Raw genomic sequence first — 25231 nt, 5'->3', positions numbered from 1 at the left:
TCATCGTTCCCGCGCCAATCGTGGATCGAGCAGATCACGCAGTCCGTCGCCGAGCAGATTGAGGCCGAGCACGGCGACCGCAATCGCCGCGCCCGGATAGACGGCGAGCATCGGCGACTGGAACAGCAGCGTCTGCGCATCGTTCAGCATCCGCCCCCAGGACGGCTGCGGCGGCTGCGTGCCGAGACCGAGATAGGACAAGGCGGCTTCGGCGAGAATTGCCAGCGCGAACTGGATCGTCACCTGCACGATCAGGATCGACAGGATATTGGGCAGCACATGCTCGATGGTGATGCGAAACTTGCCCTTCCCCGCGGCGCGCGCGGCCAGCACGAATTCGCGCGCCCAGATCGCGTTGGCAGAGCCGCGCGTCAGCCGCGTCAGCGTCGGGATCTGGAAGATGCCGATCGCGACGATCGACGTCACCATGCCGGGTCCTGCGACCGCGGCGAGCATGATCGCGGAGAGCACCGCCGGAAAGGCAAAGGTGAAATCGGAGAAGCGCATGATGATCTCTTCGGTCCAGCCGCGCCTGGCCGACGCCACCAGGCCGAGGCAGACGCCGAAGGTGAGACCGATGCTCACGGCAATGATGCCGACCATGATGGTGGAACGGGCGCCGGCGAGCAGCAGCGAGACGATATCGCGGCCGAAAGCGTCGGTGCCGAGCCAGTGCGCCGCCGAGGGCGGCCGGAGTTTCGAGGCGATGTCGATCTCGTACGGTGACCAGGGCGTCCACACCAGCGACAGCAGCGCCGCGGCGAGCACCACGAGACTCAGCGCGCCGCCGAGCACGAAGCTGCGGTGGCGCAGCGCACGGCGCCAGAACGTCCGGGCCGGCAAAGGACGCGTTGCGATCGGCGCGTCAACCAGAGTGGTCAGCGGCGCGCTCACAGATCGTGGACCTTGATGCGGGGATCGATGAAGGCATAGAGCACGTCGACCACGAAATTGACGATGACGACCATGGTCGCCAGCAGCATCACGCAGTTGCGCACCACGATCAGGTCGCGGTTGGCGATCGACTGGAAGATCAGGCGGCCGAGGCCCGGAAGATAGAACACGTTCTCGATCACGATGGTGCCGGCGAGCAGATTGGCGAATTGCAGCCCCATCACCGTCATCACGGGAATCATGGCGTTGCGCAGCACATGGCTCCACAGCACCTCGCGCTTGCCGAGCCCCTTCGCGCGCGCGGTGCGGACGAAGTCTTCGCGCAGCACCTCCAGCACCGCCGAGCGCGTGACCCGCGCGAGGATCGCGGCCTGCACCACCGCAAGCGAGATCGCCGGCAGCAGCAGCGACTTGATCCCGAGCCAGATGCCGTCCTCCCAGCCGGCAAAGCCGCCCGCCGAGAGCCATTGCAGCCGCACCGAGAACAAGAGCACCAGCAGGATCGCGAACCAGAAATTCGGCAGCGCGATCCCCACCTGCGTCAGCGACATCACGCCGACGTCGCCGAGCTTGTTGTGGTTGGCGGCGGTGTAGATGCCGGCCGAGAGCGCCAGCGTCACCGTGATCAGCATCGACATGATCGCGAGCGGAATGGTCAGCACCAGCCGCTCCGCGATCAGGGCGGCGACCGGCGTGCCGTAGACATAGGAGTTGCCGAGATCGCCGACGAGCAGGCCCTTGATCCATTGCAGATAGCGAACTGCCAGCGGCTGGTCGAGCCCGAGCTTGACGGTGAGCGCGCGCACCGCGTCGGCCGAGGCATCGGCGCCCATCAGCATCTGCGCGGCGTTGCCGGGAAGTGCATCCAGCACCAGGAAAATGATCACGGATGCGCCGACCAGCGTCGCCAGCAAGGTCAACAGACGTCGGAGGACAAATACGCTCATGCGCGCTCGGCTTCAGGGCTCACCCGCGGCACGATCAACATGTCCGGGCGCCGGAGGCAAGTGCTTTGCGGCATCTGCCTCACCTCAGCCGGGCCAACGTGACAGAAGGTCCTGCGAAGCCTCGAACAGCGCGCTCACGCGCAGCAATTCAGCATCGGCGCGGAAACGCCCGACCAGTTGCAGGGCGATCGGCAGGCCGTCGCGGCCGAAGCCGCAGGGCAGACTGATCGCGGGGTGTCCGGTCATGTTGAACGGCATGGTCCAGGGGAACCAATGCGGCCGGACACTGTCAAAGTGCTTGCCGTCGATCTCGATGGTGCCGAACAGGTCCTGCTCGATCGGCAGCGCGGTGCGGGTGAGCGTCGGCATCGCCAAAAGGTGTCCGCGCGCAAGCAGGGATTGCACCCGGCGGAACAGCGCGGTGCGCGCGAACATCGCCTCCTGATAGGCGACGCCGCTGACGTCGGTGGCGAGCGCGAGCTGTTTGAGGAAGGCCTCGCTCAGCGCCTCCCCGTGCTCGTCCGCGAGCCTGGCAAAGCGCGTCCGCCAGACCGTGTGATTGATGGCGCGCCAGATCGGCTCGATGTCGAAGCCGTCGCCGGAGAATTCCTCGAGCTCGGCGCCAAGGCTCGCGAGCCGATCGAGGCTCTCTTTGAATGCCGTGGCGACGTCCGCAGACACGGGGCGTCCCGGCGGCGACAGGCAGAACAGGATTTTCTGCCCGCGCAGATCGCCGCGCGGAATAGCGGTGCCGATGAAATCGGGCACGGGCATGCCGATCGACCAGGGATCGCAAGCGTCCTCCCCGGCCATCGCCTGCATCATCAGCGCGGTGTCGGCGACATCGCGCGTCATCGGCGTGACATAGGTCTGGTTGCCGAACGCATCCAGCGCCTGGCTGTGCGCGATCACGCCATTGCTCTGCTTCAAGCCCACGACGCCGTTGCAGGCGGCGGGAATTCGCGTCGAGCCGCCGCCGTCGGTCGCGATCGCGAGCGGCGCGATGCCGCTGGCCACTGCCACCGCCGCGCCGCCGCTGGAGCCGCCGGAGGAACGCTCCGCGCTCCACGCATTGCGGGTGCGGCCGAACAGCGGCGAGTCGGTCAGGCATTTGCTGCCGAATTCCGGCGTCGTGGTCTTGCCGATCAGGATCGCGCCCTCGCTGCGCAGCCGCGCGACTGCCACCGCGTCCTCAGCCGGCACGTTATCCTTGTAGGGCACGGCGCCGAAGGTGGTCTTCACGCCCCTGGTGTTGACGATATCCTTGACGGTGACGGGGATGCCGTGCAGCAGGCCGAGCGGCTCGCCGGCCATCATCTTGCGCTCCGCCACGCGCGCGGCCGCCATGGCCTCGTCGCCGCACAGCGTGATGAAGCAGTTCAATTCGGGCTGCAGCGCCTCGGCGCGGGCAAGCACGGCACGGGTGAGCTCGACGGGGGAAATCCGCTTTTCGGCAATGAGGCCGCGCAGTTCGGTTGCGGACAGCAGGCAGGGATCGCCGTTCATCGTCTCATCACGCTCCGAAGCCGGCCGCCGTTGGCCGATACCATTGACAGCGAGAATGACAGTTTTGTTAACTCGCCGTCCAATACGATTTTGATGGTCAACCCATACGTTTTCGGTATGCCAATGGAACTTCGCCGGCTCCGCTATTTCGTCGCCGTCGCCGAGGCGCGCAGCGTCGGCAAGGCCGCCGAGCGGCTGCGCATGGCGCAGCCTCCGCTGTCGGTGCAGATCCGCAAGCTGGAGGCCGAAATCGGCGCGCCGTTGTTCCGCCGCGGCACGCGCGGCATGGACCTGACCGCGGCGGGCCAGGCCCTGCTGGTGCGCGCCGGCGAGGCGCTGGCGCTGGCGGCCGACGGCGTCGAAGCCGCCCGCGCGGTCGCAGCCGGGCGCCGCGGGCGGATCTCGGTCGGATACATGTTCGTGCTGGCGAATGCGATGCTGCCGCGCCTGATCCCGGAGCTGCGGCGGTCCATTCCCGGTGTCGACCTCGAGTTCGCCGAGCTCAGCGCCTCGACGCGCGAGGCACGGCTGCTCGATCGCAGCGTCACGGTCGCGCTGTGCATGCCGGCGATCCATCATCCCGAGATCCAGGTGGCGCGGATTGGCGCGCAACCGTTCATGCTCGCCATGCCGATCCGCTCACCGCTCGCGCGCCTCGGCGCAGTGCCGATGGCGAAATTGCAGGGCCGCCCCCTGATTGCACTGCCGCCGCCGGAGCAAGACCCCGCCTCGTCCGCGGTCGCGGCCTTGCTGCGGCGGCACCAGGTCGTGATGCCGGTCGCAAGCCGGGTCGAGACGGTGCACTCGGCGATGAGCCTCGTTCTCGCCGGTGAAGGTCTCGCGATCGTGCCCGCCTGTGCGCAGCTCGGGGCACCGCGCGGCATCGTGTTCCGGGCGCTGCGGGATGCGACCGACTCCATCGACATCGCCGTCTGCTGGCGCCGGGACACCCACAGCCCGCTGATCCGCACCTTCCTCAAATGCGCCGAGAGGGTCGTGGCGCGGCTGTGATGCGCGCCGTCAGCTCCAGCCCATCTCATGGCTCCAGGGCGGATCGGCACCTGGGCGCGTGCAGGTGAGCCCGGCGCAATTGGCGGCAAAGGACAGCGCGCGGCGGAGTTCGTCCTCGCCGATGTCCTTCAACCGCTGCCGCGCGAGGCGTGTCTGCTTGTGCAGGGCGAACAGCAGCGCCGCCTGGAAACTGTCGCCGGCGCCGATGGTGTCGGCGACCTCGATCCTGGGCGCGGCGACCTCGATCTGCCCTGCCCCCGCGTGCCATGCGATCGCACCGTTGTTGCCACGGGTGATCACGACGAGGCTCGTGCCCTGCCCGAGCAGCGCGCTCGCGCGCTCGTGATACGGCTCGTCGCCGAAGAGATAGGAAAAATCGACGTCCGACATCTTGATGAGATCGGCGGTGCTCGCGAACTCCGCCATGCGCGCGAGATAGGCCGGCTTGTCCTTGACGAGGTTGGGGCGGCAATTCGGATCGAACGAGATGGTCGACGACATCCGCGCGTCCGCGATCAGCGCTTTCGTTTCGGCCGCGCCCTGATCATTGACCAGCGTGGTCGAGCCGACATGAAGGGCTTCGACGTTCGCAAACGGAATCGACCCGCGCCGATAGGTCCAGTTCCGCGTCGCGGTCTCGGCATCGTAGAAGGCATAATGCGACTCGCCCGCGACAATGCGGACGAAGGCCAGCGTGGTCTGGTGATCGCTGCGGGTGGCGAGAGCGAGTTCGACGTTCGACGCGGTTGCATGATCGGCGATCATGCGCCCGAACATGTCGGTCGAGATGCCGCCGACGAAACCGGTGGGCGCGCCCAGCCGCGCCATGCCGATCGCGACGTTGAGGCAGGAGCCGCCGACGGCCGGCATCACCGCTTCGCGCCCGTCGGCATTTCGCGTCGGGACGAAATCGATCAGCGCATCGCCGCAGGAAATCAACATCCGTCTCAACCTCTCGCGATGTCGCGCATCGCGGCGCGGCTGCCGCGATCGACCTCGCGCAGCAGCTTGTAGACCTCGCGCTTGCGCGTGTGAAACACGGCCATCTCGGGCACGGTCGGCTCGCTTTTCCGGCCCAGCGCCGACATCTTTGCCATGGTCTCGCCGATCGAGGCATAGGCGCCGCCGGCCACCGCCCCGAGCATCGCGGCGCCCAGCAGCACCGGCTCTTTCGTCTGCGGCAGCGCGACGGTGAGACCGGTCGTATCGGCCATGATCTGCCTCACCAGCGGGCTGCGGCTCGCGCCGCCGCCCATGATCATGATGCTGGAATGGACGCCGTGTGCGGCAAAGGCTTCGATCACCTCGGCGAGACCATAGGCGAGCCCGCAGAGGCCGGCCACGAACAGGCGTTCCATCGAGGCGATATCGGTGTCGAGATCGAGGCCCGCGATCACCGCGCGCGTGTCGGGATCGGCGTAGGGCGAGCGGTTTCCGATGAACTCAGGGAGCACATGGACGTCGCGGGCGAGCAGCGCGGCGCGACTGGCATCACCTGCGCGCGCGATGATGCGGCGCTCGAGGAAATCGATGAGGTCGAGGCCTTCGCTGCGCGCCGCCGCGCTCGCCTCGACGTGCCCGGGATGCGATTTAAGAAGATGGTCGATCGCCGCGCCGGCGGCTGACTGCCCGCCCTCGTTGAGCCAGAAGTCCGGCACCATGCCGGAATAATAAGGACCCCACACGCCGGGCACGAAACACGGCTCCCTGGTCGTCGCCATGATGCAGGCCGACGTTCCCATGATGTAGGCGAGACGGTCGCAGACCTCCGTTGCGCCGTCCGATCCGTCGCGGCCTCCGATCGCGCCGATACCGCCGGCATGCGCATCGATCAGCGATGCGCCGACCGGCGTGCCGGGCGACAGGCCAAGCTCGGCCGCCGCCGCGCGCGTGAGTCCCTCGCCGAGCCGCGTGCCGGGGGCGACGATCTCGGTGCCGACACGCCCGTAATTTTCCGCGACGAAGTCGGCGAGACCGATGCGCTTGAAGAACGGCGCGCTCCAACCGCCGCCGTCATGCGCCAGATAGTTCCACTTGCAGGTGACAGTGCAGGTGGAGCGCTGGAGCGAGCCGGTTGCGCGCCAGGTCAGGAAATCCGCCAGGTCGAAGAAGTGGCCGGCCGCGTCGAAGCTCGCGCGCATGCGCCGCTTCAGCCACAGCAGTTTCGGCATCTCCATCTCGGGTGAAATCGAGCCGCCGACATAGCGCAGCACCGGGTCCCCGGTCTCGTTGATCAGCCGGGCCTCGGCCGTGGCGCGGTGATCCATCCAGACGATGACGTTGCGTTGAGCTTCGCCGGAGGCGCTGACGGTGAGCGGCTCGCCCTGCCGGTCAAGCACCACGAGAGAACAGGTGGCATCGAAGCCGATGCCGCCGACGCTGTCGGGCGCGATTGCAGCCTCCGCCATCGCGGCGCGCACCGAGGTCGTGCAGGCATCCCAGATGTCCTGGGACGATTGTTCGACGACGTCGCCCGCCTCGTGCCAGATCCGGATCGGATGCCGCGCAGTCGCCAGCAGGGTGCCGGCCTCGTCAAACACCCCAGCCCGCGTGCTCGTGGTCCCCACGTCGACGCCGATATACGCTCGCGGCATTGTCGCTCCCGGTCGCTTCGTCAGTTTTGACGCAAGCCTACCAGCAAGTATAGCCGCCATCCACCAGCACGATACTGCCGGTCATCAGGCTCGCGGCCTCGGACGAGAGGAACAGGACGACGGAGGCGATCTCCTCGACCTGCCCCAATCGCGCCATCGGGGTTCCTCCGATCCAGGCGTCGTACATTTTCGGATTGCTCTTCACGAAGGCGTTGAGCGGCGTCTCGATATAGGTCGGCGCCACCGCATTGACGCGGATGCCGCGTGCGCCCCATTCGGCCGCAAGTGACTTGGTCAGATGGTGCACGGCGGCCTTGGAGGCGTTGTAGAAACACTGCTCCTGCGGCTTGTTGACGATGAAGCCGGACATCGAGCCGACATTGACGATGGCGCCGCTCCTGGCCTTGAGCATATGCTTGCCGAATTCGCGGCAGCACCAGAAAGTGCCGTTCAGATTGACGTCGATGACGTTGAGCCAGTGCTCGTCGGTGACGGTCTCCGCCGGCGTCTCGCTGCGGGCGATGCCGGCATTGTTGACGAGGATGTCGACCTTGCCGTGACGGGCGACGAGGTCGTTGGCAACTTCGGCGACGCGCCTAGTGTCGGTCACGTCCATGGTCGCCGTCTCGATGTCGTAGCCTTTCGCTTTCAGCTCGGCCTTTGCGCTGTCGGCGACCTTGCTGTCGCGGTCGCCGATCACGACCCTGGCGCCGGCTTCGGCCAGCGCTTCCGCGCAGCCAAGGCCGATGCCCTGCCCGCCGCCGGTGATGAACGCGGTCTTGCCGTCCAGCCTGAATTTTTCCAGATACATTTTGGTCTTTCCGTTTTCTTGCCGTTTCTTGTCAGCCCCGAATGGCGTTTCCGCCCGCATCGAAGCGGTGAATGCGCGCTGGGTCCGGCACCAGCGACACGCGGTCGCCGGCATGCAGGCTCAATTCGCCGATATAGCGCGCCGTCAGCATTCCGAACGGACCGGCATCGACATAAAGGAACGTGTCGCTGCCGAGATGCTCGGCGACCGCGATCGTGCCCTGCCATCCCCCCGCCCCGTCGCGCTCGATCTTGAGATGCTCCGGCCGTACGCCGATCGTCGCCGCGCCCTTCTGCAAGGCGTGCTCTCCGGTGACGAAGTTCATCTTGGGCGAGCCGATGAAGCCGGCGACGAACAGATTGGCGGGCTTCTCGTAGAGTTCCAGCGGCGAGCCGTATTGCTCGATCTTGCCGCCGTTGAGCACCACGATCTTGTCGGCCATCGTCATGGCCTCGACCTGGTCGTGGGTGACGTAGATCGCGGTGGTGCCGAGCTGCTTCTGGAGCCGCGTCACCTCGATCCGCATCTGCACGCGCAGCGCCGCGTCGAGGTTGGAGAGCGGCTCGTCGAACAGGAACGCCTTGGGCTCGCGGACGATGGCCCGGCCGATCGCGACGCGCTGGCGCTGGCCGCCGGACAGCTCGCGCGGCTTGCGGTCGAGATAGGGCGTGAGATTCAGCGTCGCAGCGGCCGCCTCGACCTTGCGGTTGGTTTCGTCCTTGGAAAGCCCCGCCATCTTCAGGCCGAAGCCGATATTGCCGCGCACGCTCATGTGCGGATAGAGCGCGTAGGACTGGAACACCATCGACAGCCCGCGCTTGGCGGGCGGCGTGTCGACGACGTTCTTGCCGTCGATCAGGATCTTGCCGCCCGAGACGTCCTCGAGCCCGGCGATCAGCCGCAGCAGCGTGGTCTTGCCGCAGCCCGAGGGGCCCACGAACACCACGAAGGAGCCGTCGGCGATCTCCAGATCGGCGCCCTTGATGATGTGCACGGGGCCGAAGGATTTCTGCACGTCCTGAAGTGTGATCTGACCCATCGCAGCCCCTTCTACTTCACCGCGCCAAAGGTGAGCCCGCGCACGAGCTGCTTCTGGCTGAACCAACCGAGGACGAGAATGGGCGCAATCGCCAGCGTCGAGGCCGCCGACAGCTTTGCCCAGAACAGCCCTTCCGGGCTCGAATAGGAGGCGATGAACGTCGTGAGCGGCGCGGCATTCGAGGTCGACAGATTGAGCGTCCAGAACGCCTCGTTCCAGGCGAGAATCAGATTAAGCAGCATGGTCGAGGCGAGGCCCGGGATCGCCATCGGCGTCAGCACGTAGACGAGCTCGCGGCCGATGGTGGCGCCGTCCATGCGCGCGGCTTCGAGGATGTCGCGCGGAATCTCCTTGAAATAGGTGAACAACATCCAGATCACGATCGGCAGATTGCCGAGGCAGAGGATGAAGACGAGGCCGATGCGGGAGTCGAGCAGGCCGAAACTCTTGTAGATCAGGTAGATCGGCACCAGCACGCCGACCGGCGGCATCATCTTGGTCGAGAGCATCCAGAGCAGGATGTCCTTGGTGCGCTTGGTCGGCGAGAACGCCATCGACCAGGCCGCCGGGATCGCGATCAGGAGCGCAATCAGCGTCGAGCCACCGGCGATGATGACCGAGTTCAGCGCGTGGTGAAAATAGTCGCTGCGCTCCTGCACGGTGACGTAGTTTTCCGTGGTCCAGTGGAAGAACAGGAAGGACGGCGGAATGGCGAAGGCCTCGAGCTCGGTCTTGAAGCTCGTCAGCACCATCCAGAGGATCGGGAAGAAGATCAGGAAGCCGAAGAACCACGCCCCGATCGTCGATATCACCACCCGCCGCGTCGTCGCCATTCGCGCCATGCTTCAGGCCTCCAGATTGCGGCCGACGATGCGGACGAGGAAGAAGGCGACGATGTTGGCGATCACCACCGCGACGAGGCCGCCCGCGGACGCGCTGCCGACGTCGAACTGGATCAGCGCCTGCGAATAGATCAGGAAAGCGATGTTGGTGGTCTGAAGGCCCGGCCCTCCCCCGGTCGTCACGAAGATCTCGGCGAACACCGTCAGCAGGAAGATGGTCTCGATCAGGATCACCACCGTGATGGGACGCGCCAGATGCGGCAGCGTGATGTAGATGAAGGTCGACACCGCACTGGCGCCGTCCATCTCGGCGGCTTCCTTCTGTTCCTCGTCGAGCGATTGCAGCGCGGTCAGCAGGATCAGCGTCGCGAACGGCAGCCATTGCCAGGCCACGATCAGGATCACCGCGAGCAGCGGCGCGTCGGTGAACCAGTCGATCGGCGTCAACCCGACCAGCTTGGCGAGCCAGGCGAACAGGCCGGACACGGGGTGCATCAACAGGTTCTTCCAGACCAGCGCGCTCACCGTCGGCATCACGAAGAACGGCGCGATCACCATCAGCCGCACGAAATTGCGTCCGATCACGGGCTGGTCCATCAGCAGCGCCAGGGGAATGCCGAGCAGGATCGTCAGCGCCAGCACCGAGCCGACCAGCACCAGCGTGTTCTGGAGCGAGGCGAGGAAGGCGGGATCGGTCAGGAAGTAACGGAAATTCTCCAGGCCGACGAACTCTTCGGAGCCGGGGTCGAGCAGGCTGTAGTGCAACGTCGAGAAATAGATCGTCAGCGCGAGCGGGACGATCATCCAGATGAAGAGCAGCCCGACCGCCGGCATCAGGAGCGAGCGCGCAAGAATCTGCGTTTGCCGGGTTGCCATTCCTAACTTCTCCGCCTGCGGGAAGAAGGCGGCCATCCATCGAAGCGGTGGATGGCCGCAAGTTTGAGCTCAGGGAGAACTCGGGCTCACTTGATGTAACCGGCCCGCTTCATCTCGCGCTCGGTCGCGGATTGCGCGGCGGCGAGCGCGGCATCGACCGTCATCGATCCCGCGAGCGCGGCGGAGAATTGCTGGCCGACCTGCGTGCCGATGCCCTGGAACTCGGGGATCGCGGCGTACTGCACGCCCACATAGGGCACGGGCTTGACGGTGGGCTTGTTGGGGTCGGCCGCGTCGATCGAGGCCAGCGTCAGCTTCGCGAACGGCGCAACCTTCAGATACTCAGGATTCTGGTAGAGCGAGGTCCGCGTGCCCGGCGGCACGTTGGCCCATCCGTCCTTCGAGGCCACGAGCTTGGTGTAGTCCTTGCTCGTTGCCCAGGCGATGAACTTCTCGGCCGCATCCGCCTTCTTGGAGCCAGCGGGAATCGCCAGATTCCAGGCCCACAGCCAGTTGGCGTTCTTTCCAAGCCCGGTGTTGGGCGCCAGCGCAAAGCCGACCTTGTCGGCGACCTTGGAATCCTTCGGATTGGTGACGAAGGACGCCGCAACCGTCGCATCGATCCACATCGCGCATTTGCCGGCGTTGAACAGCGCGAGGTTCTCGTTGAAGCCGTTCGAGCTTGCACCGGGAGGGCCGGCGTCCTTCATGAGATTGACGTAAGTCGTGAGCGTCGTCTTCCATTCCGGCGTATTGAACTGCGGCTGCCATTTCTCGTCGAACCAGCGCGCGCCGTAGGAATTGGCCATGGCCGAGAGGAACGCCATGTTCTCGCCCCAGCCGGCCTTGCCGCGCAGGCAGATGCCGTAGGTGCCGGCGCTCTTGTCCGTGAGCTTCTTGGCCGCGTCGACGACGAAATCCCAGGTCGGCTTTTCCGGCATCTTCAGGCCGGCCTTCTCGAACAAATCGGTGCGATACATCACCATCGAGCTCTCGCCGTAGAATGGCGCGGCGTAGAGCTTGCCGTCGACGGAGACCGCGTCCTTGATCTTCGGCAGCAGGTCGGCGACGTCGTAATCCGCGCCGAGATTGGCGAGCGGCACCAGCCAGCCCTTCTTGGCCCAGATCGGCACCTCATAGGTGCCGATGGTCAGAACGTCGAACTGGCCGCCCTTGGTGGCAATGTCGGTGGTGACGCGCTGGCGCAGCACGTTCTCCTCGAGAGTCACCCATTTGACGGTGATATCGGGATTCTTCTTGGTGAATTCAGCCGTCAGCCCCTGCATGCGGATCATGTCGCCGTTGTTCACGGTGGCGATGGTCAGGGTGGTTTCGGCCATCGCGGGGACGGCCAGCAACAGGCAAGACGCGCCGACGGCGCCGAGGACGTGTTTCACGGTGACCTCCCTCAAACTCGCGTTTTGAGCATATGCCCACGCGTTGGGCGTATGTTCAACTCACGGACGGAAGATTGTCAAGCAGTCGCGCGGGCGTTTTGGCAACTTCTGAGTGCTGCGATGCGGGAAGGATGTCGCGTACTGCGAGTGTGGTGGCAGTTGTCCGGGCAAGCGCCCGCGGCTTGCTCCACCTCTCCCGCTTGCGGGAGAGGGAGCGCAGTCCCGATGCGGCTACGGCGAACGGCCCTACCGCTCCAGAATCGCCCTTGCCGTCGCCTCGTCGGTGATCAGGCCGTTGATCAGGCGTCCATTCAGCGCCGCCGCGATCGCCGGCACCTTGGCCGCGCCGACGGCGGCCCCGATCGTCGTGGTCCTCGCCGGCACTTCCGGCGAAATGCTGGTGAGGCGCTTGTTGGTGCCGCCCTTGAGCACGCGGCCCTTGGAATCATAGGCCCAGCCGGTGATCTCGCCGATGGCCCCCTGGCGCATCATCTCGAACAATTCGTCGCGGGTGACGAAGCCGTCGACATGGACCTGCGCCTTCTGGTCCATTTGCCCGATGCCGACGAGGCGCAGATCGGCCTTGGCCGCAACCGCCTTCACCTTCGCGATCGGCTCGATCCTGACCATCTTGTTGCGCTCGTCCTCCGAGGACATCAGGAACGGCAGCGGCATCGGATAGTGGCGCGCACCGGTGCGGTCGGCGAGCCGGCCGACGGTGTCGTAGAAGCTCGCAGAACCGTCAGCGGAGATATTGCCGACCAGCGAGACGATCTGGTGATTGGGCCGGTCGATCGGCGTGACGCGCTCGACCGCGGCGCGCACCGCGCGCCCCGTGCCGAGTGCGACGATGACGGGCGTCTCCGACCGCAGCGTCGCGTCCAGCAGATTGGCGCAACGTTCGGCAATTCCCGAGGTGGCCTGCGGCGCAGCAGGATCGGCCGGCACCACCTCGCAATGGGCAAGGTCAAAACGCTCCTTCAGCCGCGCGGCCAATTCCATGCAGGCGGCGATAGGGTGTTCGAGCCGAAAGGTGATCAGACGTTCGGCAAGGCACAGCGACACCAGCCGCTGCGCCGAAGCGCGCGAGACCTGGAGCATCTTTGCGATCTCGTCCTGGGTGTGGCCGGCAATGAAATAGAGCCAGCCGGCGCGCGCGGCATCGTCGAGCCTGGATTTTTCGTTCTCGGCGGCCATGGCGGGCGTCAGGCGTCCTTCCAGAAATCGCTCATGCGCGCGAAGACCCGATCGGCCCCGGCGCCGGACAATATAGCCTGTCCGTCGCGTCCGCGATAATGGCTGCCGCCGACAAATCCCCAGACGGTCATGCCGGCCGCCTTCGCCGCCTGCACTCCGCTGACGCTGTCCTCGATCACCAGCGTGCGCGCAGGTTGCACATCCATCTTCGCCGCCGCATGGAGAAACAGGTCCGGGGCCGGCTTGCCGTGCCTGACCATTTGCGCCGTGTAGATCCGTTGGCCGAAAGATGGCGCAAGGCCGGTCACCTTCAGCGACAGCGCGACGCGGTCGAGATCACTCGACGAGGCCACGCAATAGGGCACGCGCAGGCCGGACAGGACGATTTCGACGTCCGGAACCGGATGGAGCGCCTGCTCGAAGGCGGCCAGCACGCGCGATTTCAGCCGGAGGGGGAAATCGACCGGCAGCACGTGGCCGAGTTCGCGATAATGCTGCGTGACCGCGCTCGTGCTCCGCCCGAGAAACAGCTCGAGCGCCTGCGCAAGCGTCAGCGATATCCCGAATGCGGACAGCTCGTCGGACAGGCACTGGCAGCTCAACAGTTCGCTGTCGACGAGCACGCCGTCGCAATCGAAGACGACGAGGTCGGGCTCTGGCCGGATTTGGTCCATCCCGCCATTCGATCATATACCCAATCTCTGAGCAATAGTTCGGCTGGAACCGAGCGCGGCGATTTTACCTTCGGTTCAATGAGCAACCTGCCGGCAGATCGCCGGCAGCGCCGCAGGCACTATCGTCCCCTCACCTTCGCTGGTTATACACGTCGATGCACACCGCCCCGAGCAGCACCAGGCCCTTGATGACCTGCTGATAGTCGATGCCGATGCCGAGGATGGACATGCCGTTGTTCATCACGCCCATGATCATGGCACCGACCACGGCGCCGCCGACACGCCCCACTCCGCCATAGGCCGAGGCGCCGCCGATGAAGCAGGCGGCGATGACGTCGAGCTCGAAGCCGAGTCCGGCCTTCGGGGTCGCGGTGTTGAGGCGCGCGGCGAAGACGAGGCCGGCGAGCGCGGCCAGCACGCCCATGTTGACGAAGGTCAGGAAGGTCAGCCGCTCGGTCTTGATGCCCGACAGGCTTGCCGCTTTCGCATTGCCGCCAACCGCGTAGACCTGCCGGCCAATCACGGTGCGGCGGGTGACGAAGCCGTAGAGTGCGATCAGCGCGGTCATGATGACCAGCACGTTCGGCAGGCCCCGATGCGAGGCGATCAGATAGGTGAAATAGAGCACGGCGCAGGCCAAAAGAATGCTCTTGCCGAGGAAGAACGCGTAAGGCTCGACCTCGATGCCGTGCAACTGCTCGCGCGAGCGGCCCTTGGCGCTGGCATAGACGAGGCCGAGCGCGAGCACGGCACCGATCAGCATGGAGGTCGGATGCAGCGTGCCGGCCTCGGGCAGCACTTCCGGAATGAAGCCGGAGGACAGTTTCTGGAAGGTCGCCGGAAACGGCCCGAGCGACTGGCCCTGCAACACCGCGAGCGCGAGGCCCTTGAACACCAGCATGCCGGCCAGCGTCACGATGAAGGACGGGATCTTGAAATAGGCGACCCAATAGCCTTGCGCCGCGCCGATCGCCGCCCCCAGCAGCAGGCAGGCGATGAAGGCCAGCGTGTAGTCGACCTTGTATGTCACCATCAGCACGGCGGCCACCGCGCCGACGAAGCCCGCGACCGAGCCGACCGAGAGATCGATATGGCCGGTGACGATCACGAGCAGCATACCCAGCGCCATGATGACGATGTAGCTGTTCTGGAGCACCAGATTGGTCAGGTTGAGCGGCTGCAGCAGCGTGCCGCCGGTCATGACCTGGAAGAACAGCATGATCGCGATCAGCGACAGCAGCATGCCGTAATTGCGCAAATTGTTCTTGATGAAGCTGCCGTGCCGGCGCTCCTCGGGCAGCGAAACCGTCTTGTCGGTCATGGCTGCGATCCTCCCATCTCGGCGCCCGCCAGGGCGCTGCTCCCATAATTTCTGTCGTTGCGCATGATGGCACGCATGATCTTTTCCTGCGTCGCCTCTACGCCCTTGAATTCCCCGACGAAGGCGCCGTCGTTCATGACACAGATGCGGTCGCAGATGCCGAGCAGCTCGGGCATCTCCGAGGAGATCACCACGACGCCGCGGCCGGCCTCCGCGAGCTCGTTGATGATACAGTAAATTTCGTATTTGGCACCGACGTCGATGCCCCGGGTCGGCTCGTCCAGGATCAAGACCTTGGGATCGGTCATCAGCCATTTCGACAGCACCACCTTCTGCTGGTTGCCGCCGGAGAGCTGGCCGGTCTCCTGGTAGACGTCGGAGCAGCGGATGCGCATGCGGCTCTTGTAATCGCTGGCGACCTTCAGCTCGGCGATGTCATCGATCACGCGGTTAGGCGCGACCTGGTGGAGGCTTGCGAGCGTGATGTTCTTGCGGACGTCGTCGGCGAGGATCAGGCCGAGCTGCTTGCGGTCCTCGGTGACATAGGCAAGGCCGGCGTCGATCGCCGCCGCGACGCTCGGCAGCGCGATCTCACCGCCTTCGAGCCGGATGCTGCCGCTGATATTGGTGCCCCAGGACCGGCCGAACAGGCTCATCGCAAACTCGGTGCGGCCGGCGCCCATCAGCCCGGCGATGCCGACGACTTCGCCGCGCTTGACGCCGAAGTTGACGTTCTTGATGACCTGCCGCTCGGGATGAATGGGGTGATAGACCGACCAGTTCTCGACGGTGAGGACAGGCTCGCCGATCTTCACGCTGCGCTCGGGGAAGCGATGGGCGAGATCGCGGTTGACCATGCTGCGGATGATGCGGTCTTCCTGGATCGGCTCGGCACGGCAATCGATGCTATCGACGGTGCGGCCGTCGCGCAGCACGGTGATGTGGTCGGCGACCTTGGCGACCTCGTTGAGCTTGTGCGAAATCAGGATTGAGCCGATGCCCTGGTCGCGGAAGGCCATGAGGCGTTCGAGCAGCGCGGCGCTGTCGGCCTCGTTGAGGCTGGCGGTCGGCTCGTCCAGGATCAGCATCCGCACCCGCTTGGACAAGGCCTTCGCGATCTCGACCAGCTGCTGCTTGCCGACGCCGAGGTCGGTGATCAGCGTATCCGGGGATTCCTTCAGGCCGACCTGCGCGAGCAGGTCCCGTGTCCGCCGGTACACCTCGTCGCGGTCGATCACGCCTAACTTTGACGGCGGATGCGACAGGAAGATGTTTTCCGCGATCGACATCAGCGGGATCAGCGCCAGCTCCTGATGGATGATGATGATGCCAAGCGCCTCGGAATCGTTGATGTCACGAAAACGCCGCTCCTCACCCTCGAAGATGATGGTGCCCTCGTAGCTGCCGTGCGGATAGACGCCGCTGAGCACCTTCATCAGCGTCGACTTGCCGGCGCCGTTCTCGCCGACGAGGGCATGGATCTGCCCGGCGTCGACCGAGAAATTGACGTCGCGCAGCGCCTGGACGCCGGCAAAGCTCTTGCTGACGTTGCGCATCTCCAGCATTGCGGTCATCGTTTCATGTCCCATCCGTTACTTCAGCCCGCCCCGCTGGCGGGGAGAGCATAGGCCGCTTTGTGCGGCCGTTCCTGGAAACGCCGAGCCAGAGCTTCGGCTATGCGCGAAGCGATCGGGTGAGGGAGAGTCTCCGCGAAGAGTTCGCCCTCACCCGCACCCTCTCCCCGCAAGCAGGGAGAGGGAATAGGCCCCTTACTGGAACTGCGCCTTCTTGTAGTAGCCGCTATCGACCAGAGTCTTCTCCCAATTGTCCTTGTAGACCACGACCGGCTTCAGGAGATAGGACGGCACGGTCTTGGCGCCGTTCTCGTAGGTCTTGGTGTCGTTGACCGTGACCTGCTTGCCGGCGAGCGCGGCGTCGACCATGTCGGCGGTCACCTTGGCGAGATCGCGGGTGTCCTTGAAGATGGTCGAGTACTGGTCGCCGCGCAGCATCGCCTTGATCGAGGGCACCTCGGCGTCCTGGCCGGAGATAATCGGCATCGGCTGGTCGGCGCTGCCGTAGCCCACGCCCTTCAGCGAGGAGATGATGCCGATCGAGAGGCCGTCATAGGGCGACAGCACCGCGTTGACCTTCTTGTTGCCGTAGTAGGCGCTGAGCAGATTGTCCATGCGGGCCTGGGCGGTGGCGCCGTCCCAGCGCAAGGTCGCGACCTTGTCCATGCCCATCTGACCGGAGGCGACCACGAGCTTGCCGCTGTCGATATAGGGCTTCAGCACGCTCATCGCGCCGTTGTAGAAGAAGTACGCGTTGTTGTCGTCGGGCGAGCCGCCGAACAGCTCGATGTTGAACGGGCCCTTGCCTTCCTTGAGGCCGAGCCCCTTCTCGATCGATTGCGCCTGGAGCACACCGACCTGGAAATTGTCGAAGGTCGCGTAATAGTCGACGTTCGGCGTGCCGCGGATCAAGCGGTCATAGGCGATCACGGTGATGCCCTTGGCCTTGGCCTGCTTGAGCACGTCGGACAGCGTGGTGCCGTCGATCGCGGCGATCACCAGCGCCTTGGCACCCTTGGTCACCATGTTCTCGACCTGCGAGAGCTGGTTCGGGATGTCGTCCTCGGCATATTGCAGGTCGGTGTTGTAGCCACGCTCCTTCAGCACCTTGACCATGTTGTTGCCATCGTCGATCCAGCGCGCGGAGGATTTGGTCGGCATGGCGATGCCGACCGTCGCCTTGTCCTGCGCGGAAGCGGCGACGCCCGTGGCCATCGTCGCAGCGCCGGCCAGCGCCAACGCGAGGAATGTCGTCTTCAGTTTCAGCATATTTCACTCCCTTGGGTGTCAAACTGTTTCTTCGTTTCGTCGAGAACGTTGGTCGTATGCGGCTTCGGTCCTCCTATGCAAGCTTGACGTCGGGCTCCGCGCGCCCTCGCGCGGATGCCTCGAGCAGAAAGGTGCGGCCGGCCTGCGGATCGGCGGCGCGCGCCGCCGCGTCCATGTCCTGCCAGGCCGAGGTGACGAGGAGGCGCGATAGATCGGGGCCGACGAAGGCCGGGCAGCTCGCCTGCTTTGCCGGCACGCTCAATGAGCGCAGGCGCTCGCCCTGCGGGCTATAGACGTCGACCCGGCTAGCGCCCCAGCACGCATTCCAGATCCGCCCGTCGGCGTCGCACACCGAGCCGTCGAGACCGCCGATGCCGGTGTGGCGCAGCAACACCTCGGGCTCGCCGCGCGGCAGACCGGTCGCGGGATTGAGCGGCACCGCGTAGAGCACCGCGCGCGCGGTGTCGGCGAAGTAGCCAATGCCGCCGTCCGGAGAGAAGCAGATCGAGTTGGGAATGCTGATACGCGGGAACAGCAGCGAGATCTTGCCGCGGTGGAACGCGTAGATCGCGCCTGCCCCTGCTTCCGCCTTGCGGCCCATGGTGCCGATCCAGAACGTGCCGGACTGATGCACGCGGGCATCGTTGGAGCGCGTCGCGGGATTGTCGGCTTCGAGCGGACAGAGCAGCGTCATCGCGCCGTCGGCGAGCGTGCGGATATAGAGGCCGTCCTCCGCGACGATCAACTGGCGGCCGGCGTCGATGCGCCCGAGCGCGCTCGCCATCCGGCCGAGCACGTGGACGCGAATGCCGCCACGGCCGAGTTGTGCCTCGAACAGCCGCCCCTCGCGGATGTCGAACCACCAGGCCGTACCGGTGGTCACGTCATAGGTCGGCCCTTCGCCGAGATGGCAGGGATCGTCCGACAGAACGGACGTCGGCACCTCTTCCATCATGGCGACCTCACTGCGAAGCGATAGACCGTGTGATGGCGGTAGACCTGGCCGGGATCGAGGCGCGGGCTCGGAAAATCCGGCCGGTTCGGCGAATTGGGCCACATATGCGGCTCAAGGCAGATGGCGTCCGACTGGCGATAGAGCTTGCCGCCCTTGCCCGAAATCGTGCCGTCGAGATAGTTGCCGGAATAGACCTGGAGGCCGGGCTGATCGGTGAACAGTTCCATGACGCGCCCCGAGCGCGGCGCCTCCAGCCGCGCCGCCAGAGCAAGCTTGCCGTCGCTTGCGAGGCAGTAGGTGTGGTCATAACCCCTGCCGTTGCGCAATTGCTGGTCGTTCTCGCGGATGCGTTGGCCGACGGGCCGCGGCTCGCGGAAGTCGAACGGCGTGCCGGCAACGCTGCGCGGCGGCTCCGGCAACGGAATGGCGGTGGGATCGATCGCGAGGAAATGCTCGGCAGCGACCATCAGCTTGTGATCGAGAGTTGGCGTCCCCGAATTTGCGCCTTCCAGATTGAAGAAACTGTGATTGGTCAGGTTGACGATGGTCGGCCGATCGGTCCGCGCCTCCATGGTCAGCGATATCTCGGCCGGGCCGGTGACGCGATAGGTCAGGCGCACATCGAGCCGACCGGGATAGTTCTCCTCGGCATGCCGGCTCGTGTAAGTCAGCGTGACTGCAGGCCTGGCGCCGTCGTCGATCTCCGCAATATCCCAGAGCTTGCGGTCGAAGCCGTCGAGGCCGCCGTGCAGCGCATTCGGACCGTTGTTGACGGGAAGCTGCACCGTTTCGCCGTCGAGCGAGAACTGCCCGTTGGCGATGCGGTTGGCGTAGCGGCCGACGGTGGCACCGAAGAACTTCCGTTCGGCAAGATAACCTGCGAACGTGTCATGGCCGAGCACGACGTCGTCATGGCCGCCCCTGGCATCCGGCGCGATCAGTGCCTGGATCACCGCGCCGTGGGTGATGATGCGCGCTTCGAATCCGCCCTCGCCGCGCAGCACGATGCGCTCCACGCTGCGGCCGTCCGGCAGCGTTCCGAAGACGTCTTTTGCTATTTTCGAGCCAGCCATGATCAATCCACAAACGGTTCGACGACAGTGCGCCTGCCGAGCAGGAAGGCGTCGGCGACCAGACGAAGCGGCGCGAGATCGACGTCGCTCGCGCCGGTTTCGGCAAGCGTGACGAAGCGCCGGTAAAGCTCCCGATATTCCTCATCCGGCGCCTCGGCAACGGTTTTGCCGTCAATCGCCATGCGCCGGCCGCCGCCGGACAGCGTCAACCGGCCTTGGTCGGTTTCGACGAGGATATCCCAGCTCTGCGGCCCGGTCTGCCGGAAGTCGAACTCGGCGGTCACAGGCAGGCCGCCAAGGTCGGTCAGCGTCAGGCTCGCGGCGATCGGCGCCTGGCAATTGGCGGGGAATGAAAGATCGGCCGCGGTGACGAACACCGGCTTCGGCAGTATCCTGGTCAGGATCGACAGCGCATTGATGCCGGGATCGAACACGCCGAGCCCGCCCGGATCCCAGATCCAGGCCTGCCCGGGATGCCAGACGCGGACGTCCTCCTTCCAATTGATATGCACGGAGGCGATCCGCCGCGTCGCGAGCCACTCGCGCGCCGGCTCGACTGCCGGCGCATGACGCGAATGCCAGGTCGCAAACAGCGTTCGCTTTGCCTCCCCCGCCATCGCGATCAGCGGATCGAGCTCGGCAACGCCGATGCCCGGCGGCTTCTCCAGCATGACGTGCTTGCCGGCTTTGAGCGCTGCAGCGGCCTGGGCGCGGCGCACTTGAGGCGGCGTGCAGAGCGACACGGCGTCGATCGGCGGGCCCTGCTCCAGCAATTCCTCGATGGTGGCGAAATGCGGCAGCCCCGGCAGCGATGCGTTGCGGCTGGCGACCGCCGCGAGCGTCGCGCCCGGCACCGCTGCGATCGCGCCGACATGCTGGTCGCGCGCGATCTTGCCGAATCCGACGATGGCGATGCGAAGTTCAGTCACGATTTTTCTCCAGCTTCCGCGGATGGCAACTCGCCCGGCGCGGCTACGGTCACCGCACCCTCATGGCGGCGCATGCCGTTGTGAATGACGTAGATCATCGCCTCCGATGCAGTCGCGGCGTCACCGGCCGCGATGGCATCGACGATCTTCTGGTGCCAGAGCAGCACGGTGTCGCGGTCCTCGGGTTCGACCGGCGCACTGAGCAGGAACGAGGCGCGCAACGCAGCCTCGATGACATGCCCGATCGAGCGCATGAAAAGATTTCCGGACGCGCGCGCCACGGCGACGTGGAGCGCGAGGTCGGCATCGGCGAAGCCGACGGAGTCGGAGGCTTCGAGCCGCATCCGTTCCATGCTGCGACGGAGCTCGGCGAGATCCGCCTCCGACCGCTGCGCCGCCGCCAGCCCGGCCGCGCGCGGCTCGACCGCGAGGCGGATCTCGGCGAGGTCGTTGAGGAAGCGCTTGTCGATGCCGGCGTCCAGGTGCCAGGCCAGCACGTCGGCGTCGAACATGTTCCAGGCGGTGCGCTCGCGCACCACGGTGCCGACCCGCGCCTTGGTGGTGAGCAGGCCCTTGGCGACCAGGGTCTTCACGCTCTCCCGCAGCACCGGCCGCGAGACGCCGAACATCGCAATCATCTCGGCGTCACCGGGCAGGCGCGTCCCCTCCCCGTAGCGGCCGGCGATGATGTCGATGCCGATCGACTGCGCCACCTCCGCGTGGTTGGAATGGGCCCGCCGCGTCGGGATCACGACGATGCGCGAGGTCATGAGGCAGCTCCCACGCTCTTCGCCGCCGGCCGGCGCGCCAGCGCGACCAGCCCCTGCTGCAAGGCGATGAAGGCGAACAACAATACGCCCGTCGCGATCTTGGTCCACCAGCTCGACAGCGTGCCGTCGAAATTGATGTAGGTCTGGATCAACCCCTGGATCAGCACGCCAAGGAATGTGCCGATCACCGAGCCCTGCCCGCCCGTCAGCAGCGTGCCGCCGATCACGACGGCCGCGATGGTGTCGAGCTCGACGCCGACGGCGGAGAGCGAATAGCCGGCGCTGGTGTAAAACGAGAACACGATGCCGGCAATGCCCGCGAGCACGCTCGACAGCATGTAGATCCTCACCGTCATCCTGCCGACGGCCACGCCCATCAGGCTCGCCGCGGCCCGGTTGCCGCCGAGCGCGTAGACGTTGGCGCCGAACCGGGTGAGCTGCAGCAGCAATGCTCCGCCGATGACGATCACGAGCATGATGATCGCGATCGCCGTCAATCGCCCGCCACCGGCCATCCGCAAAGCGAAGTCCGACACGGTGGAATAGACCGGCGCGGTGATCGGCACCGATTCGGTCGAGAGCAGGAAGCTTGCACCACGGGCCAGGAACATGCCGGCGAGCGTCACGATGAAAGGCGGCAGATCGAAGACATGGATGATCGCGCCCATCGCCGCGCCAAAGGCCGCCGAGATCGCGAGAATGGCGACGAAGGCGAGCAGCGGCGGCACGCCCCAGCGCTCGATCGCCAGCGCCACGAATACCGTGGTGAAGCCGATCACCGAGCCGACCGACAGATCGATGCCGCCGGAGATGATGACGAAGGTCATGCCGGTGGCGACGATGCCGAGGAAGGCGTTGTCGGTGAGGAGATTGCCGACCACGCGCGTCGAGGCGATGTTGGGGAATTGCACCGCGCAGAGCGCGAATCCCGCGACGAGCACGATGGCCGTGATGAGGACGGGCGGCAGGCCTTTCATGCTTTCGTCCCCCGCAGCCGCGCGATCATTGCTGCGATCCCCGAGAATTTCGGCGATTGCAGCAGCAGCACCGCGAGCACCACCACCGCCTTGACCAGCAAATTGAACTCCGGCGGATAGCCTGACAGCAGAATGCCGGTGTTCATGGTCTGGATGATCAGCGCGCCCAGCACGGCCAGAATGAGGCTGAAGCGGCCGCCGAACAGCGAAGTGCCGCCGATCACCACGGCCAGGATCGCATCGAGCTCGAGCCAGAGGCCGGCATTGTTGGCATCCGCACCCATGATGTCGGCGGCCGCGATGACGCCGGCAAGAGCGGCGCAGACGCCGCACCAGACATAGACCGCCAAGATCATCGCGCGGGTGCCGACGCCGGCAAGCTCGCTCGCCCGCGCATTGCCGCCGGTCGCCTCGATCAGCAGCCCCAGCGCCGAGCCGCGCACCACCGCGGCGGTGAGGATCAGCATGCCGATGGCAATCGCAATCGGCACCGGCAGGCCGAGCACGGCACCATTGCCGAGCCAGACCAGATCCGGTGAGGAGAAGGTCACGATGCGGCCTTCGGTGATGAGCTGGGCGATGCCGCGGCCCGCCACCATCAGGATCAGCGTCGCCACGATCGGCTGCATGCCGAGCACCGCGACGAGAAATCCGTTCCACAATCCGCAGATCAGCCCCGCGCCGAGCGCCGCCGCCAGCACCACGGGCAGGCCGTGAGTGTCGGCGAGACTCGCCGCAATCGCGCCGGAGATCGCCATCACTGCGCCGACCGACAGATCGATGCCGCGCGTCGCAATCACCAGCACCATGCCGAGCGAGAGCAGCGCCACCGGCGTGCCGCGGTTGAGCACGTCGATGAGGCTGCCGAACAGGCGGCCGTCCTGGAGGCGCAGGTCGAAGAATTGCGGCGAGACAACGCGATCGACCGCCAGAATGACGATCAGCGCCAGGATCTGGGCAAGGCCGCGGCGCGGCAACAGCGCGGTCATGCCCGTCCCTCGTGCGCGATGCTGGCGCCATCGGCGGCAATGGCCGTGAGAATGCTGCCGACGTCGATCGCCTCGCCCGCGAGCTCCTCGACATGGGCGCGATCGCGCAGCACCACGACGCGGTCCGAATAGGTCACGATCTCGTCGAGCTCGGACGAAATCACGAGCAGCGCCAGACCGTCGTCACAGAGCCCGCGGATCAGGCGGATGATCTCGGCATGCGCGCCGACGTCGATGCCGCGCGTGGGTTCATCCAGCACGAGGAGCCGCGGCGAGGTCGCGAGCCAACGCGCCAGCAGCACCTTTTGCTGATTGCCGCCGGACAACAGGCCCACCGGACGTTCCGGATCCGAGGGGCGGATGTCGAGCATTTTGACGTAGCGGCGCGCAATCTCATCCTGCTCGCGGCGCGACAGCGGCCGATGCAGGCCGCGCTTGGCCTGAAGCGCCAGCACGATGTTCTCGCGCACGGTGAGCTCGGCGACGATGCCGTCGGTCTTGCGCTCCTCCGGGCAGTAACCAAAACCGTGGCGCACGCCGTCGCGCGGCGACTGCAGCCGGACAGGCGCGCCTTCCACCCTCGCCTGCCCGCGGTCGGCGCGCTCGGCGCCGAACACCAGCCGTGCGGTTTCGGTGCGGCCCGAGCCCAGCAGGCCGGCAAGGCCGACGACCTCGCCATGGCGCAGCTCGAGATTGAACGGCGCGATATAACCGGCCTTGCCGTAGTTCTCGAAACTGGCGCAGATTTCGCGCGGCATCTGCTCGCCTGCCGCGGCTCGCGCGCTGGTGGTTTCGGCAAGCTCGCGGCCGAGCATCATCCGGATCAGCTCGATCCGCGGCAACGAGGCGGCCTCGCGCTCACCGACCAGGCGGCCGTTGCGCAGCACGGTGATGCGATCGGAGATCTCGTAGACCTGGTCGAGGAAATGGCTGACGAAGACGATGCCGATGCCGCGCTTTGCCAGCTGGCGCATGATGCCGAACAGGATTTCGACTTCGTGACGGTCGAGGCTGGCGGTCGGCTCGTCCAGGATCAGCACGCGCGCGGAGAGATCGACGGCGCGCGCAATCGCGGTGACGTGCTGTACGGCGACGGAATAGCTGCCGAGCGGTGCTGATACGTCGATGTCGAGACCGAAATCCGCAAGCAACGCCTTGGCGCGACGTCGCATCTCGCCTTCGCGCACGATGCCGAAGCGCATCGGCTGGCGGTCGAGGAACAGGTTCTGCGCCACCGAAAGGTTCGGCAGCAGGTTGACCTCCTGGTAGACGGTGGCGATGCCCGCCTGAAGCGCGGCCTTGGCCGAACGCGGCGCGACCTCTTCGCCACCGAGCCTGACGATGCCGGCATCGCGCGGGAACACGCCGGTGACGACCTTGATCAGCGTGGACTTGCCGGCGCCGTTCTCGCCGAGCAGCGCATGTATCTCACCTGCGCGAAGCGTGAAGTCGACCTCCTGCAACGCGCGCACCGCCCCGAAACTCTTGCTGAGCCCGCGCACCTCCAGCAGGGACGGAGCAGGATCCGGGCTGTTCTCCATGGCAAATTCACTCCCACCGGTGCCCGCGGATGACGCGGACACCCA

General features: G+C 65.9%; 23 protein-coding genes. 1 reads left to right on the top strand and 22 read right to left on the bottom strand.

Going from position 1 to position 25231, the window contains the following annotated elements:
- The 3 genes from JQ572_RS11125 to JQ572_RS11115 form a co-directional block, all read right to left on the bottom strand.
- On the bottom strand, positions 1-894 hold the full coding sequence (locus JQ572_RS11125) for an ABC transporter permease (protein WP_211383045.1): 894 nt from the start codon (positions 892-894) through the stop codon (positions 1-3).
- On the bottom strand, positions 891-1841 hold the full coding sequence (locus JQ572_RS11120) for an ABC transporter permease (protein ID WP_211383044.1): 951 nt from the start codon (positions 1839-1841) through the stop codon (positions 891-893). Before JQ572_RS11120 ends, JQ572_RS11125 begins: the two co-directional genes overlap by 4 nt.
- Before the next feature lie 84 nt (positions 1842-1925).
- The gene (locus JQ572_RS11115) at positions 1926-3347 is read right to left on the bottom strand and encodes an amidase (RefSeq protein WP_211383043.1); all 1422 of its coding nucleotides are present in this window, start codon (positions 3345-3347) and stop codon (positions 1926-1928) included.
- Positions 3348-3470: 123 nt separating this feature from the next.
- Between JQ572_RS11115 and JQ572_RS11110 the strand changes: the two genes are divergently transcribed.
- The gene (locus JQ572_RS11110) at positions 3471-4358 is read left to right on the top strand and encodes a LysR family transcriptional regulator (RefSeq protein ID WP_211383042.1); all 888 of its coding nucleotides are present in this window, start codon (positions 3471-3473) and stop codon (positions 4356-4358) included.
- A 9-nt stretch (positions 4359-4367) separates the two neighbouring features.
- Here the strand turns inward: JQ572_RS11110 and JQ572_RS11105 are convergent, their stop codons facing one another.
- The 19 genes from JQ572_RS11105 to JQ572_RS11015 form a co-directional block, all read right to left on the bottom strand.
- The gene (locus tag JQ572_RS11105) at positions 4368-5300 is read right to left on the bottom strand and encodes a carbohydrate kinase family protein (RefSeq protein WP_211383041.1); all 933 of its coding nucleotides are present in this window, start codon (positions 5298-5300) and stop codon (positions 4368-4370) included.
- Between the two features lie 5 nt (positions 5301-5305).
- Entirely contained in the window at positions 5306-6952 is a 1647-nt protein-coding gene (locus JQ572_RS11100) for an FGGY-family carbohydrate kinase (protein ID WP_211383040.1), read from the bottom strand.
- A 37-nt stretch (positions 6953-6989) separates the two neighbouring features.
- Complete coding sequence (locus JQ572_RS11095; RefSeq protein ID WP_211383039.1) at positions 6990-7763, bottom strand: SDR family NAD(P)-dependent oxidoreductase; 774 nt, start codon at positions 7761-7763, stop codon at positions 6990-6992.
- 31 nt (positions 7764-7794) lie between these two features.
- Positions 7795-8802: an ABC transporter ATP-binding protein gene (locus JQ572_RS11090; protein ID WP_211383038.1), complete on the bottom strand. Its 1008-nt coding sequence runs from the start codon at positions 8800-8802 to the stop codon at positions 7795-7797.
- Positions 8803-8813: 11 nt separating this feature from the next.
- On the bottom strand, positions 8814-9644 hold the full coding sequence (locus JQ572_RS11085) for a carbohydrate ABC transporter permease (protein WP_211383037.1): 831 nt from the start codon (positions 9642-9644) through the stop codon (positions 8814-8816).
- Positions 9645-9647: 3 nt separating this feature from the next.
- The gene (locus JQ572_RS11080; RefSeq protein ID WP_211383036.1) at positions 9648-10520 is read right to left on the bottom strand and encodes a carbohydrate ABC transporter permease; all 873 of its coding nucleotides are present in this window, start codon (positions 10518-10520) and stop codon (positions 9648-9650) included.
- A gap of 86 nt (positions 10521-10606) precedes the next feature.
- On the bottom strand, positions 10607-11917 hold the full coding sequence (locus JQ572_RS11075) for an ABC transporter substrate-binding protein (RefSeq protein ID WP_211383035.1): 1311 nt from the start codon (positions 11915-11917) through the stop codon (positions 10607-10609).
- A gap of 246 nt (positions 11918-12163) precedes the next feature.
- Positions 12164-13114 carry a sugar-binding transcriptional regulator gene (locus tag JQ572_RS11070; RefSeq protein ID WP_211383034.1) on the bottom strand — a complete coding sequence of 317 codons (951 nt, stop codon included), beginning with the start codon at positions 13112-13114 and terminating at the stop codon, positions 12164-12166.
- Positions 13115-13122: 8 nt separating this feature from the next.
- The gene (locus tag JQ572_RS11065) at positions 13123-13788 is read right to left on the bottom strand and encodes an HAD family hydrolase (RefSeq protein WP_211383033.1); all 666 of its coding nucleotides are present in this window, start codon (positions 13786-13788) and stop codon (positions 13123-13125) included.
- A gap of 130 nt (positions 13789-13918) precedes the next feature.
- Complete coding sequence (gene mmsB, locus JQ572_RS11060) at positions 13919-15109, bottom strand: multiple monosaccharide ABC transporter permease (RefSeq protein WP_211383032.1); 1191 nt, start codon at positions 15107-15109, stop codon at positions 13919-13921.
- Positions 15106-16683: a multiple monosaccharide ABC transporter ATP-binding protein gene (mmsA, locus tag JQ572_RS11055; protein ID WP_211383031.1), complete on the bottom strand. Its 1578-nt coding sequence runs from the start codon at positions 16681-16683 to the stop codon at positions 15106-15108. The genes mmsB and mmsA overlap by 4 nt, the downstream gene beginning before the upstream one ends.
- A gap of 195 nt (positions 16684-16878) precedes the next feature.
- On the bottom strand, positions 16879-17952 hold the full coding sequence (gene chvE, locus JQ572_RS11050) for a multiple monosaccharide ABC transporter substrate-binding protein (protein ID WP_211383030.1): 1074 nt from the start codon (positions 17950-17952) through the stop codon (positions 16879-16881).
- A gap of 73 nt (positions 17953-18025) precedes the next feature.
- A complete protein-coding gene (locus JQ572_RS11045) occupies positions 18026-18904 on the bottom strand; it encodes an SMP-30/gluconolactonase/LRE family protein (RefSeq protein ID WP_211383541.1) in 879 nt (292 codons plus the stop codon).
- Positions 18904-19980: an aldose epimerase family protein gene (locus JQ572_RS11040; RefSeq protein ID WP_211383029.1), complete on the bottom strand. Its 1077-nt coding sequence runs from the start codon at positions 19978-19980 to the stop codon at positions 18904-18906. The genes JQ572_RS11045 and JQ572_RS11040 overlap by 1 nt, the downstream gene beginning before the upstream one ends.
- A gap of 2 nt (positions 19981-19982) precedes the next feature.
- Positions 19983-20909, bottom strand: coding sequence for a Gfo/Idh/MocA family protein (locus JQ572_RS11035; protein WP_211383028.1), 927 nt, complete (start codon positions 20907-20909; stop codon positions 19983-19985).
- The gene (locus JQ572_RS11030; RefSeq protein ID WP_211383027.1) at positions 20906-21679 is read right to left on the bottom strand and encodes a FadR/GntR family transcriptional regulator; all 774 of its coding nucleotides are present in this window, start codon (positions 21677-21679) and stop codon (positions 20906-20908) included. The genes JQ572_RS11035 and JQ572_RS11030 overlap by 4 nt, the downstream gene beginning before the upstream one ends.
- A complete protein-coding gene (gene yjfF, locus JQ572_RS11025) occupies positions 21676-22656 on the bottom strand; it encodes a galactofuranose ABC transporter, permease protein YjfF (RefSeq protein ID WP_211383026.1) in 981 nt (326 codons plus the stop codon). Before yjfF ends, JQ572_RS11030 begins: the two co-directional genes overlap by 4 nt.
- Positions 22653-23645, bottom strand: a complete 993-nt coding sequence (locus JQ572_RS11020) for an ABC transporter permease (RefSeq protein WP_211383025.1) — start codon at positions 23643-23645, stop codon at positions 22653-22655. Before JQ572_RS11020 ends, yjfF begins: the two co-directional genes overlap by 4 nt.
- Entirely contained in the window at positions 23642-25186 is a 1545-nt protein-coding gene (locus JQ572_RS11015) for a sugar ABC transporter ATP-binding protein (RefSeq protein WP_211383024.1), read from the bottom strand. Before JQ572_RS11015 ends, JQ572_RS11020 begins: the two co-directional genes overlap by 4 nt.
- Positions 25187-25231: the final 45 nt, after the last annotated feature.

Origin of the sequence: Bradyrhizobium sp. SZCCT0153, from assembly GCF_018129995.1 — a bacterium.
GTDB lineage: Bacteria > Pseudomonadota > Alphaproteobacteria > Rhizobiales > Xanthobacteraceae > Bradyrhizobium > Bradyrhizobium japonicum_G.
This window is presented reverse-complemented; position numbering and strand designations above follow the sequence as displayed.